Origin of the sequence: Sorangium sp. So ce693, from assembly GCF_051521375.1 — a bacterium.
GTDB lineage: Bacteria > Myxococcota_A > Polyangia > Polyangiales > Polyangiaceae > Sorangium > Sorangium atrum.
Genome location: NZ_CP150347.1, coordinates 6,848,918 through 6,861,907, shown reverse-complemented (window position 1 = coordinate 6,861,907; position 12,990 = coordinate 6,848,918). Strand labels below are relative to the sequence as shown.

The following is a 12,990-nucleotide window of genomic DNA, read 5'->3' as shown; positions in this document are numbered from 1 at the left end:
CTCGGCATGCCGCTCTGCTCGGCATGCCGCTCTGCTCGGCATGCCGCTCTGCTCGGCATGCCGCTCTGCTCGGCATGCCGCTCTGCTCGGCATGTGGCAGAGGTGGGCGGAAAACGCTCTGGCCCGCGCTTCAGCGCGTGGTCGTGCTGCCGCGGTTGCCCCGCGCGAGCGCGTCGAGCGGCAGCTTCTGATCCTCGAACACGGCGTCGAGCTCCTCGCTGCCCCGCTCTCGCACGCCTGAGCGCGGCGACAGCTCGGGGCGCACCGAGGACGCCGGGGCCATCCGCGCCGACAGGGGGCCCATCGTCTTGATCGACGGCGGGGGCTCGGCACCCGGGAGCATGCCGGGCGGGACGGAGCGTACGGAAGGGGGCGAGTTCGCCATCGTGCGCAGGGACGGCGGGCTCGGCAGGCTCCGCCTGGAGGAGGGCGGCCCAGCTTGCCCGCTCGACGGCATCGGCGTGGGCCGGCGCGCCGCAGGGCCCCCGGGCAGAGGGCGCGACGAGGGGACCGGCGGCGCGCTCGGCTGTGCGCGCGTCGACGGAGGTGGACCCGACAGGAGCTGTGAGCGCATCGACGGGGGCGGGCTCGACAGGGGCTCGGGGCGCGACGATGGGGGCAGGCTCGACAGGCGGCCGCTCGCGGCGGTCTCCGCGTGCGCAACCGCAGGGCTCGGGAGCGAGCGGGCGGAGGGCGGCGGTGTCGATTGCGAGCCGCCCGGCGCGTAAGCGCTGGGCTGCGTGCGCGCCAGCGGCGGCGCCGAGGGCACCGACGGCGGGGAGCGGAACGACGGCGGCGCGCTCGACGGGGGCACCGGCGTGAGCGCGTGGCTCGCGAGGGGCGCCCGGGCCGACGGCGGGGCGGCGGAGCGCGCCGAGGGCGGCGGCAGCGTGCTGTGGCTCGTTGACGTCTCGCGGACCCGCGGCGCCAGGCGGGGATCGGCGCTCGCGCCCGCCCGCAGCGGAGCGCGCGAGTCCGCGCCCGAGGACCCCTTGGAGCCGAAGGTCTCGCTGCGCTGCGCCCCGATCATCGTGTAGCGCCCGCCGCCCTCGTCGCGCCGCCCCGTATCGCGCTGCGCGTTCATCTCGCGCGTCTCGCGCAGCGCCCCGTTCAGCATCGCTTCGAGCTCTCGCTCGCTGACCTCCTCGTCGAGCCGCAGCAGCGTCGAGTGGACGTCCCGGGCGAGCGCCTCGAAATCGGCCGGATCCCTTGCATAGACGCTGTTGGACAGGAGGATCGCGAGCGGCCGCCGCTCGGCGGCGATCGTCGCGGCGGTGGCCGCGTCGCAGCGGTGCAGGAGCACCCCGCAGCCCGGCGCCACCGCGAGGCACAGGCTGAAAAGCGCCGGCCACGCGGGATCAAGGACCACAAGAATGCTGGGCACATGAAGCGGGGTTGCGGTGATCTGCGCGCGGCGGTCCATGGCAACCCGAGGATAAACGAAACTGCCGGAGCGATCGTAGTTCTCTTTCTCTGAATCGGTCATTTTTACTCTGCTTGTACGTTCTGCGATGAGGCCAGAGGCGTCGATCTCCTACAGCCCTATTGCGTGTGCGCCATTCATTGCGGCGTCGCGTCATCACGTCGTCGCGTCGTCGCGTCATGGCGTCACGGCGTCGTCGTCGTGACATCGACCTTTCGGCTCCCGCGTCCACCCGGTGCGTGTCCTGCAGCGGGCGGGCGCGAGCGCCGCGCGCCCCCGCCGGCATGAGCGGCGGAGGGCGCGTGGCGCGGCAACGCCGGTGTCGCAGTGGGCGTCGCGGTGGGCGTCGTGGGCTCGGTGGACGCCGGGAGATGACGTGGTGCGATGCCTGCGCGGCGCCGCCTCGCTCGGCGGCGCAGCGATCACAGCCCGGTGTAGATGGTGGCGAAGGAGGCCGCCTCGCCGCGGAGGAGCAAGCTGAGCCGCGGGTTCGGCACCTTGAAGGTGTGAATCTTGGCGTTCCGCACGTCGAGCACCGCGAAGGCGCCGCCCGGCGTGCTCTCTGCGAGCCCGTTCATGAGCAGGTTCAGCACGACCGAGACGCGCTTGGACGACAGGGGCTCCCCGCGGAAATACATCTTGATGACATGCGGCGTCCCATCGATGACGAGCCCGAGCTCCGGGTTGACGTTGATCTCGAGATCGCCGAGGCGATACGTCGACGCCGGAGGCTCGAACCACGTCATCTTCGTCGAGGCGAGGAACTTGCGATATCCGTTCACCACCGACGGGTAGATGCGGCGGCGCCGCTCGTCGTGCTGCGCGGCGAGGAAGCCGTCGAGCACGCTGGTGGGCTTTCCGCTCCTGTGCATGTCGACGATCGCCTCTCGCACCTGCCTGTAAAAGTCCGTGTAGAGCTCGTCCTTCCGCTCCTTGAACTCCCTGACGCCCGTCAGCTTGGGCGTCCCGGCCTTGAGAACGAAGTCGACAAAGTACGTGAGCGAGATCTTTTCCATGAAGTCTCCTCCAAAACGAAGCATTCCGGCGCGCCATTTACACGCTCATGCGAGAGACACGCCGTCGCGCCGCGTCCTTGATGTCTACCATGGATAGTCATCTTCGACCCGTCGGGAAAGGGATCGATCGGACGGACATTGTCCCAACCTGTCAGGGGCGGACGGCGGGGCCTGTGGATGGAAAAACTATAGTAATTACAGTTAGTTGCATTGTCTTGTAGGCGCCGGTTCACCCTGCGGCGCGGGGTTCCGCTAGGCTGCCCGAATGGCCATGACGAGAAGAGGCTTGCGCGGCGATGGTAATCGACAGAATCCAGCTGTTGTCCAGGGGATGTCCTGTGGAGAACTCCTGTGGAGAACTGGAGAGGCGGGGGCGTTATCGAGGTGTCGACCCGGTCGGACATGGTCTGTCATAACCACGCCCTTTTTGGCGCTTGACGCCGCTCGCGGGCGGGGGACGGCGCCGGACGCTGCCCCTCGCGCAGGCGGATCGGCCGAGGGGCGTCTGTCTGGAGGGGGGCGTCGATGATCGACGTCAGGCCCGGACGGGCGGGGGATGAAGCGGGGATCCGCGCCGTTCACCTCGCGGCGTTTCCCTCGGCGCTCGAGGCGGATCTCGTGGACAGGCTGCGGGATGCGGGGCGCGCGGCCGTATCGCTCGTCGCGGTGACGGATACGGGCATCGTCGGACATGTCCTGTTCAGCCCCGTGACGATCGCCGGCGACGGCGTCCCCGGCAAAGGCGTCGGCCTCGCGCCGCTCGCGGTCTCTCCTGGGCTGGAGGGCCGCGGCATCGGCTCTTCGCTGGCGCGACGGGGGATCGCGGCGTGCAGGGACGCCGGCTTCGCGTTCGCCGTCGTCCTCGGATCGCCCGAGTACTACGCGCGGTTCGGGTTCAAGAAGGCAAGCCTGTACGGCCTCGGCAACGAGTACGCGGCGGACGAGGCGTTCATGGCGATCGAGCTCGCGCACGGGGCGCTGGAGCGCGCCCGAGGCGTGGTCGTCTACAGCCCCGAGTTCGCCGTCTTCGCGACCTGAGCCCGGGTCCGGCGTCTTCACGACCCGATCTCGCGTCCTCTCCGCCAGATCGCCTTGCCTGTCACGACGGCGGCCCCACCCCGCGCGCTCCGCGATCCGCCGCCGACCAGGTGACGATCGGGCTTGCTAACATACATTTGTGAATGTATATGAAGTGGGTGCGACGGACGAAGGAGGAAGCAGCCGCGACCCGCGAGCAGATCCTCGACGCGGCGCTGCGCGTCTTCAGCCGCAGGGGATACTCGGCGGCGACGCTGCAGGACGTCGCGGCGGAAGCCGGGCTGACGCGGGGCGCGGTCTACTGGCACTTCAAGGGCAAGGTGGAGCTCTACTCGGCGCTGATCGGCGAGCGCTGCGCCAAGGCGAACGAGGTCTTCGCCGAGGCGCTGTCGCCCCGGTACTCGCCGCTCGAATCGATCGAGCGCCTGCTCACGCGATCGCTCGAGTACCTCGAGGAAGATCCGGAGTACCGCGCGGTCCTCTCGATCACGCTGTTCAAGACCGAGCTCACGCCCGAGCTCGAGCCAGGATTCCAGCAGAAGATCGCGAGCGCGCGCCGCCTCGTCGACATGGTCGCCGACCTCGTGCGCAAGGGCATCGCGGCCGGCCAGATCGACCGTGCCACGGACCCCAAGGCCGCGGCCCTCGCGGCCGTCAGCCTCGTGCACGGAGCGACCGCGCTGCACCTCATGGACCCGAAGGTGCTGGAGTCGAGGGCCGTCGTGCGCCGCATGGTCGCGACGTTCCTGCGCGGGCTCCAGCGCTGAGCGCGGTTTTTCATGTCGAATTACATACATTCATGAATGTTTGCTGGAGGTGAGGTCATGTTCCTCAGGGAGTACTGGTATGTTGCCTGTGCGTCCTCGCAGCTCGGGGATGCCCCTCGCGCGGTCCGGGTCCTCGATCGGGACATCGTCGTATTTCGCGGAGACGGCCGCCGTCCCCGCGCGCTCGCGGATCGCTGCTGCCACCGCGGCGTCAAGCTGTCTCTCGGGCGCGTGACCCAGGGAGAGCTGGCGTGCGGATACCACGGCTGGAGATACAGCGGCGGCGGCGAGTGCGTGCACATCCCGTCGCTCGCGGGGGGCAGGCGCATCCCCGAGAGGTGCGGTGTCCCCGCGTTCCCGTGCGCGGAGCAGGACGGGTATGTGTGGGTCTGGCTCGGGGGAGGCCACGGCGGAGCGCCGCCGCCCGCGCCGAGCATCGACGGCTTTGCGGCGCACCGCTGGGATCAGGGCACGGTGGAGCTCGGGTGCTCCTCCATCAAAGGCCTGGAGAACAACCTCGACTGGTGTCATCCAGCGTTTGCGCACCCGTGGACTCACTGGCAGTTCTACGCCGCGCTCTTTCGTGGCCTGCGCGAGGAGCTCCTCGAGCTGCGGCCGACGCCCGACGGGATGACGCTGCGCGGGCCGGTCCGCGAGGGCGGCGGGGCGCCCGGGCAGCGGTCGCTGCAGACGCTGCTCTCGTTCACGCTCCCCGATCGCGTCGAGGTGCGCTCGCTGGGAGGCCCCTCGCGCCGGATCGTCCTGCACTTCGTCCCGACCGCGCCCGATCGGTGCCGCCTGGAGTGGATGATCGCGAGGGCGTTGCCCTTCGGGGCGCGCGTGCGCTTTCGCCAGGAAGAGCCGGCGATCCTCCGGCAGGACCGGATCCTCCTGGAGAGCGCGGAGCTCGCCTGCGCGGAGCCGGGGGCCCTCCGCGAGCACCACGTCGAGGCGGACGCACCAGCGCTGCTACTGCGCCGCATCCTCGAGTCGGCGGCGCGCGGCGAATGGGAGCAGAGGCGAGCGAGCCTGCCGGAGCGGCGGGTGATCCGCGTCATGGCGTGACGGCCCGTCCGCGCAGGCTCCAGGCCTGCCTGGGAGGCCGAGCTCTAGCGGTGCTGTGTGGGAGGGCAGGCGGGGTCCGGCGCACGAGGCGCGGCAGTCTCGCGGCGCCGCGCGGCGGACGGGAGGCGTCCGGCTCAGGGGGGCGCAGCGGACCGATCGGGCGCTGTCGCCGCGCGCCAAGCGGCGGTCGCATCCAGACCGTGCTCGCCGAAGCGAGGGACGTAGTCCCGCTCCACGGCGCGCTCGAGGATCTCGCCGTACCGAGCGGGCGCCATCAGGCCCCAGGCGCGGTCGTCGTCGGAGATCGCCGCGCGCCTCGCGCCGCCAGGGGGCATGTAGCTCCTGCGCAGCCGCGTGAACATGGCGTGGAGCTCGCGCTCGACCAGCTGCCTCACGGCCGGCGCGCACGGCTGCTCGAGCAGGTAACGGAGCAGCGTCCAGCCGAAGTCGCGGTGCCGCACCTCGTCGCGCAGGATGCGGTCGAGCGCCCGGCGCGCGACCGGCACGGTGCACCCCTCGCGGAGCACCTTGAAGAGCGGGACCGCGACCGTCTCTCCCAGGCAGAACACCTCCACGCCCGCCCGGGCGACGGCCACCTCGAGCGCCTCGTCTCCGTTGCTCCTGAGCCCGAGCGTCTCGCGGCGGAGCGCCGGCAAGGCGCCGCCGCCCGCGCGGGCGTGGACGCGATGGCTGAGGCGCGCGTGCGCGAGCTCGTCCTTGACGATGCGGAGGCCGTCGTCGATGAGATCCGGCGATGCGCCCATCTGGATCAGCCAGAGCGTGAGGTGCTGTGTGATCGCCGCCGAGCGGTACTCGGCCTCGACGCGCCGCCCCCACTCGGCGCGCACCGCGTCGCTCGCGGGCGGGAGGGGGGCGCGCTGCCCGCGCGGCGCCTCTGCGTGAGCGGCGCTGTCCTGCTCTGCGTCGGGGGCGTCCTTCATGGGATCACGCTAGGCGGGGAGTCCGGGGGCGGCAAGGCGGGAGACGGGCGCTCGCCGCCCCTGGAGGAGCTCACGGCGACGCGCTCGGGCGCCCGCCCGGCGGCGCGCACACCTTCACCGTCGAGCCGCAAGCGTCACAGGCCTGCTTGTAACAGGGGTTGATGACGAGTTCCTGGCAGCGCGTCCCCCCCGGACACGCCTCGTCGACCTCGCAACCCTGGCTCGGGAAGCAGCCCGCCTGGGCCAGCACGGGTGTCTCCGAGGCGTCGCCGCAGCCTGGCGTGAGCCAGCGACACGCCGGCCCGAGGTTGGCGCACGCGTCCTCGGTGGCGGCCGTGAGGCAGACCTCAGGGGGCGGCGGGTTGCAGAAGATCTCGGCTACCTGCCAGCTCCAGGTGTCCTTTTGCTGAACGCACTCGGCCTGGGTCGGCATCGGGCCGCAGCCGGTCATCATCTCGTAGGGGCAAGGCCCGGTCCCTCCCTCACAGAGGTCCCCGTCGGACGGCATCTTCTCGGGACACACCGGCGCCGGCGGGTTGCACGTCGGCACGACCGTCTCGGTCCACGTGCCGTCGTCACCGCACGTCACCGTCGAGGGGCAACTCAAGGCGGGCTCGGAGTCCTCGTAAGGGCACCTCATCCCGGGCTGCACGCAGGCGCTGCCGGCCGCCGGCTTCTCCGGGGGGCACTCGAGCGGCGGCGGGTTGCAGGCCGGCGCGATCGGCTCGGACCACGTGCCGTCGTCACCGCACGTCACCGTCGAGGGGCAACCGGTGGGCAGCGGCTCGTCATAGTTGCAGTTCATCCCGGGCTGCGCACACGCGCTGCCGGCCGCCGGCAGCGCCGGCGGGCACTCCGGCGGCGGAGGCGGGTTGCACGTCGCCGTGGGCGCCTGCTCCCACACCCCGTCCGAACAAGTGTAGTCGATGGGGCGGCCGCACCCGTCGTCGCCATAGCCGCACGAGAGATCGTCCACCTCGCAGCTCGACCCCACCGCGGGCGCCGACTCCGGACAGCTGCCGTCGCTCACCGTGGGAGTGCACCCCGGCAAGGCCATCGCGCCCGTGAGCGAGGCCGCCGCGGCGACGGTCACGATGAACGGCGCCTTCAGCACCTTTCGCTTCTTCTGCATGGCCATGGTTCGATCCGTCCTTTCTCTGGCACAGGTTGGCGCAAGGTTGCGTCCTCGCGCGCTCCGAGGCCGGGTCGAGCAAGCAAGGTGCCAGGGCCATCGATGGCCGAGCTCGGGGTCGTGACGGATGCCAGCAGGAAAGGAAAATGGCAGTCGTGGTGTGTCTCGTCGCGGTGCCCAGGGGAGCGCGCGGGCGCTCTCCCGCTCGGGTCGTGAGCCGGCTCAGCGGCACGCGCTGATCTGCACGTCGTCGATGTTCCAGCCCGACATGGGCGCGCCGCCGAAGGCGATGACGGCGCTGTAGCCGAACCGCACCCGCAGGTTCGAGCTCTTGTAGGGCGTGAGGTCGTAGGTGACGCGCTTCCATCCGGACTCGGTGACATCGTCGTGCGGGGACTCGTAGACGATCCGCCAGCGCGAGCCGTCGAAGACCTCGACGCGGGCCTTGTTGCGGTAGGTCGTGTTCAGCCATCGCCAGAACGACAGCGTGACTCGCCCGCTCACGAGGGCGTCGACGGCGGGGCTCGTCAGGTAGCGCTGCGGGTGCGGCGCGGTGACGCTCGGGCTGCCGCCGAGCACCACGCCCGCCACGCCGTCGTCGCCGGCCTCGGTGTGATCGCTCGCCGGATCGGGGAACCCCGCGCGCTGGTCGCTCGACGCCCTCGCCGGCCCGATCTCCCACCCCGCCCCGAGGCTCCACCGGGTCGCGTTGTCCGCGAAGGCCTCCGTGAAGAGGACCCGGGCGGAGCACGGCGCGCTCGGGTCGACGTTCCCGGGGGCGCCGCGGAACGCCGTCGGAGAGGCCGCCGCCCAGTCCAGCGCCAGCGACCCGTCCCCCTCCGCGAGCCATGGTGCGTCCGCAGGGCCGGCGGTGCACGCGGCCGCGGCGAGGCCGCACAGGACAGCGGCCCGTCCAATCCACCTCTTCATGATCGCTCCTACGAACGTTCGATGCCGGAGGCGCAGACACCCTTCCGCAGGGCCGTCGCGCGGCACCGAGAGCACGTGTTTGTAGGACCGAACCGGGGCGGTGGATAGCCCGCGCGAGCGCCGCCCGATGCGGTGAGATCGGCGTCGTGCGCTCTCCGATGACAGGATCAGGCCGACGCGCATCGGCGAGGCCTACGGCGAGCGCGCGTCGGGCGCGACGCGCCGGGCACTGCGGTGGTCGTCGCTGCGGCAGCCGAAGCCGCAGCGACGATGACGCTCGCCGAAGCGGGCGTCGGCGCCGCTTACGTCCTGCCCTCCTTTGTCGCCTCTGCCACCCCTCGACACAACGACCCGTCGTCCTGCCGATCGCTTCCGCGACGTTGACCCGATCCATGTTGCCCGTGACCGACGTGAACGGCTGGGTCCGCTGCTTGTCCGTGAACAGCCGGCCATGCAAGCCTGTTGGCTCGTCCGCCGACCGCTTCTCCTGCCTGCGCCATCGCCATCTCGCGCTGGCAGGCGCCGGCGCTGATGGCTCCGACCGCTTCGTCGGCGACGCCGTCGCCAGCCGATTTCCGGGCCGGTTTGCGGCAAAATGTAGAGAGATCAGATCCTTGTATGCACGGTGACCGCGCTTGACTCTTTTTCATGGACGCTGATATCTTCTTGGCCGCCACAAATGGGGGCGGGGCGGTCGAGGTACGACAAAGTGGGGCGAGACGAGGCGGAGCGGGACACGGTCAAGGCTCCGGGCGAGATGGAGCAGATCGCGAAGCGAATGCACTCGGCTATCGAGGCGACAGCCGACCGATCGCAGAGCGCTGGCAGCGGTCGAGCCTTTCGACGCGAGATTCCAGGGCCCATGGTCGTGACCGCCGTTGGCGAGGGTCGCTTCCGAATCGAACGTAGGGTAGGCGCCGGGGGGATGGGGACTGTCTATCAAGCGTTCGATCGGCGGATGCAAGTCCCAGTGGCCGTCAAGCTGCTCACGGATCGCGCACCGTCGGACATCGCGCGCTTTCTCCGCGAGGCGCAGGTGCTCTCGAAGATCAAGGACCCCGCGGTCGTTCGCTATGTGGCGCACGGCGACGACCCGGTGCCTTATCTCGTGATGGAGTGGCTCAATGGCCACGATCTTGCGGCGCAGCTCGCCCGCAAGCCGCCCAGCATCGCCGAGAGCGTGGCGCTCATCAAGCACGTCGCTTGTGCGCTGACCAGCGTCCATGCCCAGGGAATCGTGCATCGCGACCTCAAACCCAGCAACCTGTTCCTCATCGACGGGCGCTTGGATCGGATCAAGATCATCGACTTCGGCATCGCGCGCGCGCTCCACGCGACGCGTGTGCTGACCGCCAAGGACACCGTGATCGGCACGCCAGAATACATGGCGCCGGAGCAGGCGCGCGCATCCTGCGCCGTCGACGTGCGCGCCGACGTGTTCTCGCTGGGCTGCGTGCTGTTCGAGTGCCTCGCTGGGCGCCGGCCGTTCACGGGAATGAACTTCATGGCGGTGTTGGCCCAGGTGCTCCTTGATGATGCGCCGAGGCTCTCGGATCTCTGCAGAGGAGTGCCGGATGCGCTCGTCGATCTGGTGGACCGCATGCTCTGCAAGGATCCGAGCGGCCGTCCTGCCAACGCAGCAGCCCTTGCTGCCGAGCTCGACGGGCTCGATCTGGAGCTGGTCACACCTAAGCGACCCGCGGCCACGCCCGTCTCGCTGAGCGCGGAAGAAGACCGGCTGATCTCGGTGCTCATTGTCGGCGCGATCGAGTGCGACGCTACCGGGTCGACAGTTCGATCCGACGTAGAGCATGACGAGGACAACGCCGATCGTATAGCCGAGGCGGTGAGCCTTGCGGTCATGCAAGCAGCCTACCGGTACAACGGGCGCGTCGAGTGCCTGATCGATGGCACCACGGTGGTGACGTTCCGCGCCGATGGGTTGATCACCGACCATGCCGAGCGCGCCGCGCGCTGCGCGCTCGAGGTGCACCGGCGTGTCCGCAGGCATCCGCTCGCGCTCGCGACGGGCTGGCAGCGCGCAGGACAGCCTTCTCCAATTGGAAGGCTTGTCGAGAAATCCATCTCGCTCCTCCTCGGCTCGCAGGGTACCCTGCAGATCGATGGCTTGACCGCGGGCCTGTTGGACAGGGGCTTCGAGATGGAGTCGAGCGAAGAGGGGTACATACTGAAACGCGAGCTCGAGCTCGCGGGAGAGGCGCGCAAAGTACTCGGCAAGGTGGTTCCGTTCGTCGGGCGCGACCGTGAGATAGCGCTGCTCCAACGGACCCTCGACCCGGCCGATCCGGGGGCGCGCGCTGTCCTCGTTATCGGCGAGCCGGGCGCGGGCAAGTCGCGCCTGCGTCACGAGCTGGTGCATTGGATCCGCGGGCGCTCCGAGCCAGTGACCATCTGGAGCGCCCGGGGGAACCCGATGCGCGCGGCCGCTCCGTTTGGGCTCCTTGGGGATCTCGTCCGCCAGGCCGCGGAGATCCAGACCGGTGAGGCGCTGGCCGTGCGCCGCGAGAAGCTCGCGACGCGCGTGGCGCGGAACGTCGGCGCTGCTCACGCAACACGGGTCACCGAGTTCCTGGGCGAGCTCGCGGGCACACCGTTCCTCGCCGCGCACCGGGACGAGCTACGTGCAGCACGGAACGACAAGGCGCTCATGGCCGACCATCTACGCCGGGCCTGGGTCGACTTCCTCGAAGCGGAGTGCCGTGTACGTCCTGTCCTGATCATCATCGATGATTTGCAATGGGGCGATCCCGCCACCATCGAGTATATCGACGTGGCGCTGCGCCGCTTGAAGAAGCAGCCGCTCTGGGTGCTGGCGCTCGCGAGGCCCGAGGCGAGCGCGCTCTTCCCTGAGCTGTGGCGGGCGCGCGGGCTCTTGGAGATTCACCTCGACGGGCTGTCCCGAAAGGTATGTGACCTTCTGTGCCGGCATCTCCTGGGCGAGGACGAGCCGGCCGACGTGGTGGAACGGCTCTGGGAGCGCTCGGGAGGCAACCCCTTCCTGCTGGAGGAGCTCTTGCGCGCGCGCCGCGCCGGCGGCGTTGAAGACCTGCCCGAAACAGCGCTGGCGATAGTGCAGTCGCGGCTCTCCTTGCTCGAGCCCGAATCGCGCCGGCTGCTCCGTGCCGCGAGCGTTCTTGGAAAGGTCTTCTGGCGGGGAGGTCTCTTGCAGCTCCTCGGCGCGGAGACGCGCGCTGCCGACGTGGATGCGCGGCTCGCCGAGCTGGAGGAGCGCGAATGGATCCTCAAGCACAACGAGTCGTCGCGCACCGGAGAGGTGGAGTATTCTTTCCTGCACGATGCGATGCGCGACGGTGCCTACGCCATGCTCACCGAGCACGATCGCCGCCGGGGGCACGCGCTCGCCGGCGCATGGCTGGAGAACAGCGGCGAGACCGACGCGATCTTGCTGGCCCAGCACTTCGACGCGGCAGGTATGCCGGCGCAGGCGGCGTCCTATTTCCGCCGGGCCGGCGAGCAGGCGGTAGCCCAATGGGCGCACCAGGAGGCCATCGTTCATCTCTCGCGTGCGCTCGAACTGGCGGCCTTGGTGCCCGAGCCGGGTGAGCGCGCCAAGCTGGAGCTGGACCTGCGTGTCGCGATCGCGGTGCCGCTCGCACCGGCTCTGGGCTACAGCGCGCCCGAGGTTCGACAGGCCTTCGCCCGCGCGTACGAGCTGTGCTCGGAGGTCAGGGCAGCTCCGCAAAATTTCGCGACGCTGTGCGGCCTGTGGCGAGCGAGCTTGTGGCGCACGAAATTGGATGCCGGCATGGAGCTCGGCGAGCAACTTCTTGCGCTTGCCACCGGCGCGCGCGAGCCCGCAATGGAGATCGCAGCGCACCGCTGCATTGGCGCCATCTACTTCTACATGGGGCAGTTCGATCAAGCGATCGAGCACCACCTTCGCGTCCTCGCGGCAGGGGACGACGCCTCTGTGATGCGGGGCGCGGCGCAGTCGTTCGAGCTCGTCGATCCCGTGGTGGGGTCGCTGAGCTACATGGCATTTCTGGATCTGCTGCGTGGCCGCCCCGACGGCGCGGTGAGGCGAAGTGAGGCTGCCGTCGCGAGGGCGCGCGGAATGAAGCACGCGTTCAGCGTCACGTTTTCCCTGAGCTTCGCCACGTGGTTCCACCAATTCCGTCACGACGCTGAAAAGACGCGCGAGTACGCGACCGAAGCCATCCGCGCGTGCACCGAGCTTGGCCACCAGATGTGGCTCGCATGGAACCGCGTACCACTCGGGTGGGCGCTCTGCGAGGAGGGACGCGCCGCGGAAGGGCGCCGTCTCATTGAACAGACCATCGAAGAAGGCACGTCCGCTGAATCGTCACTTGGTCTTTCCTATTTTCTCACGTTGCTCGCAGAGGCCGAGCTCCTCACGGGAAAGAACGACGCTGCGTCCGCGGCGCTCGACAAGGCCGAGCAGTTCGCGGCGCGCTCCAACGAGGGCTTCTACCTTCCAGAGATTCACCGGATGCGCGGCGTCGTATCCCATGCCGCCGGTGCGACGCACGACGCCGCGCTGGCCATCGACCGGGCGCTCAGAACGGCGCGTTCCCTCGCTTGTCCGTTGTTTTTCGAAAGGGCGGCTCGCACCGCCGCACACCTCGGTCTGGAGGGCGAGCTGGAGGACGTCGACCGGGAGAGGGAAGCCTGACAG

At 69.8% G+C, this 12,990-nt stretch carries 9 protein-coding genes; 4 read left to right on the top strand and 5 right to left on the bottom strand.

Features of this window, described 5'->3' with window-relative positions:
• Window positions 1–130 precede the first annotated feature (130 nt).
• The gene (locus WMF14_RS25465; RefSeq protein ID WP_437790207.1) at window positions 131–1,486 is read right to left on the bottom strand and encodes a hypothetical protein; all 1,356 of its coding nucleotides are present in this window, start codon (window positions 1,484–1,486) and stop codon (window positions 131–133) included.
• Window positions 1,487–1,845: 359 nt separating this feature from the next.
• Window positions 1,846–2,439 carry a hypothetical protein gene (locus tag WMF14_RS25460; protein ID WP_272093450.1) on the bottom strand — a complete coding sequence of 198 codons (594 nt, stop codon included), beginning with the start codon at window positions 2,437–2,439 and terminating at the stop codon, window positions 1,846–1,848.
• A 525-nt stretch (window positions 2,440–2,964) separates the two neighbouring features.
• On the opposite strand from WMF14_RS25460, the gene WMF14_RS25455 reads away from it, so the two are divergent.
• From WMF14_RS25455 to WMF14_RS25445, 3 genes are all read left to right on the top strand, one after another.
• Window positions 2,965–3,477, top strand: coding sequence for a GNAT family N-acetyltransferase (locus tag WMF14_RS25455; RefSeq protein WP_437790205.1), 513 nt, complete (start codon window positions 2,965–2,967; stop codon window positions 3,475–3,477).
• Between the two features lie 149 nt (window positions 3,478–3,626).
• On the top strand, window positions 3,627–4,244 hold the full coding sequence (locus WMF14_RS25450) for a TetR family transcriptional regulator (RefSeq protein WP_437790203.1): 618 nt from the start codon (window positions 3,627–3,629) through the stop codon (window positions 4,242–4,244).
• 57 nt (window positions 4,245–4,301) lie between these two features.
• Window positions 4,302–5,309 (top strand): Rieske 2Fe-2S domain-containing protein, encoded by a 1,008-nt coding sequence (locus tag WMF14_RS25445; RefSeq protein ID WP_437790201.1) that lies wholly within the window; start codon window positions 4,302–4,304, stop codon window positions 5,307–5,309.
• Between the two features lie 134 nt (window positions 5,310–5,443).
• Here WMF14_RS25445 and WMF14_RS25440 read toward each other — a convergent pair whose 3' ends face one another.
• From WMF14_RS25440 to WMF14_RS25430, 3 genes are all read right to left on the bottom strand, one after another.
• Entirely contained in the window at window positions 5,444–6,250 is an 807-nt protein-coding gene (locus tag WMF14_RS25440) for a ferritin-like domain-containing protein (RefSeq protein WP_437790198.1), read from the bottom strand.
• A gap of 70 nt (window positions 6,251–6,320) precedes the next feature.
• Window positions 6,321–7,382: a hypothetical protein gene (locus WMF14_RS25435; RefSeq protein ID WP_437790196.1), complete on the bottom strand. Its 1,062-nt coding sequence runs from the start codon at window positions 7,380–7,382 to the stop codon at window positions 6,321–6,323.
• Window positions 7,383–7,604: 222 nt separating this feature from the next.
• Window positions 7,605–8,312 carry a hypothetical protein gene (locus WMF14_RS25430; protein ID WP_437790193.1) on the bottom strand — a complete coding sequence of 236 codons (708 nt, stop codon included), beginning with the start codon at window positions 8,310–8,312 and terminating at the stop codon, window positions 7,605–7,607.
• A gap of 679 nt (window positions 8,313–8,991) precedes the next feature.
• Between WMF14_RS25430 and WMF14_RS25425 the strand changes: the two genes are divergently transcribed.
• Complete coding sequence (locus WMF14_RS25425; protein WP_437804296.1) at window positions 8,992–12,987, top strand: protein kinase domain-containing protein; 3,996 nt, start codon at window positions 8,992–8,994, stop codon at window positions 12,985–12,987.
• Window positions 12,988–12,990: the final 3 nt, after the last annotated feature.

Bases quoted from the DNA above. Each gene is read 5' to 3' on its own strand.
- WMF14_RS25465 (WP_437790207.1), bottom strand. From the start codon at position 1,486: ATGACCGATTCAGAGAAAGAGAACTACGATCGCTCCGGCAGTTTCGTT.
- WMF14_RS25460 (WP_272093450.1), bottom strand. From the start codon at position 2,439: ATGGAAAAGATCTCGCTCACGTACTTTGTCGACTTCGTTCTCAAGGCC.
- WMF14_RS25455 (WP_437790205.1), top strand. From the start codon at position 2,965: ATGATCGACGTCAGGCCCGGACGGGCGGGGGATGAAGCGGGGATCCGC.
- WMF14_RS25450 (WP_437790203.1), top strand. From the start codon at position 3,627: ATGAAGTGGGTGCGACGGACGAAGGAGGAAGCAGCCGCGACCCGCGAG.
- WMF14_RS25445 (WP_437790201.1), top strand. From the start codon at position 4,302: ATGTTCCTCAGGGAGTACTGGTATGTTGCCTGTGCGTCCTCGCAGCTC.
- WMF14_RS25440 (WP_437790198.1), bottom strand. From the start codon at position 6,250: ATGAAGGACGCCCCCGACGCAGAGCAGGACAGCGCCGCTCACGCAGAG.
- WMF14_RS25435 (WP_437790196.1), bottom strand. From the start codon at position 7,382: ATGCAGAAGAAGCGAAAGGTGCTGAAGGCGCCGTTCATCGTGACCGTC.
- WMF14_RS25430 (WP_437790193.1), bottom strand. From the start codon at position 8,312: ATGAAGAGGTGGATTGGACGGGCCGCTGTCCTGTGCGGCCTCGCCGCG.
- WMF14_RS25425 (WP_437804296.1), top strand. From the start codon at position 8,992: ATGGGGGCGGGGCGGTCGAGGTACGACAAAGTGGGGCGAGACGAGGCG.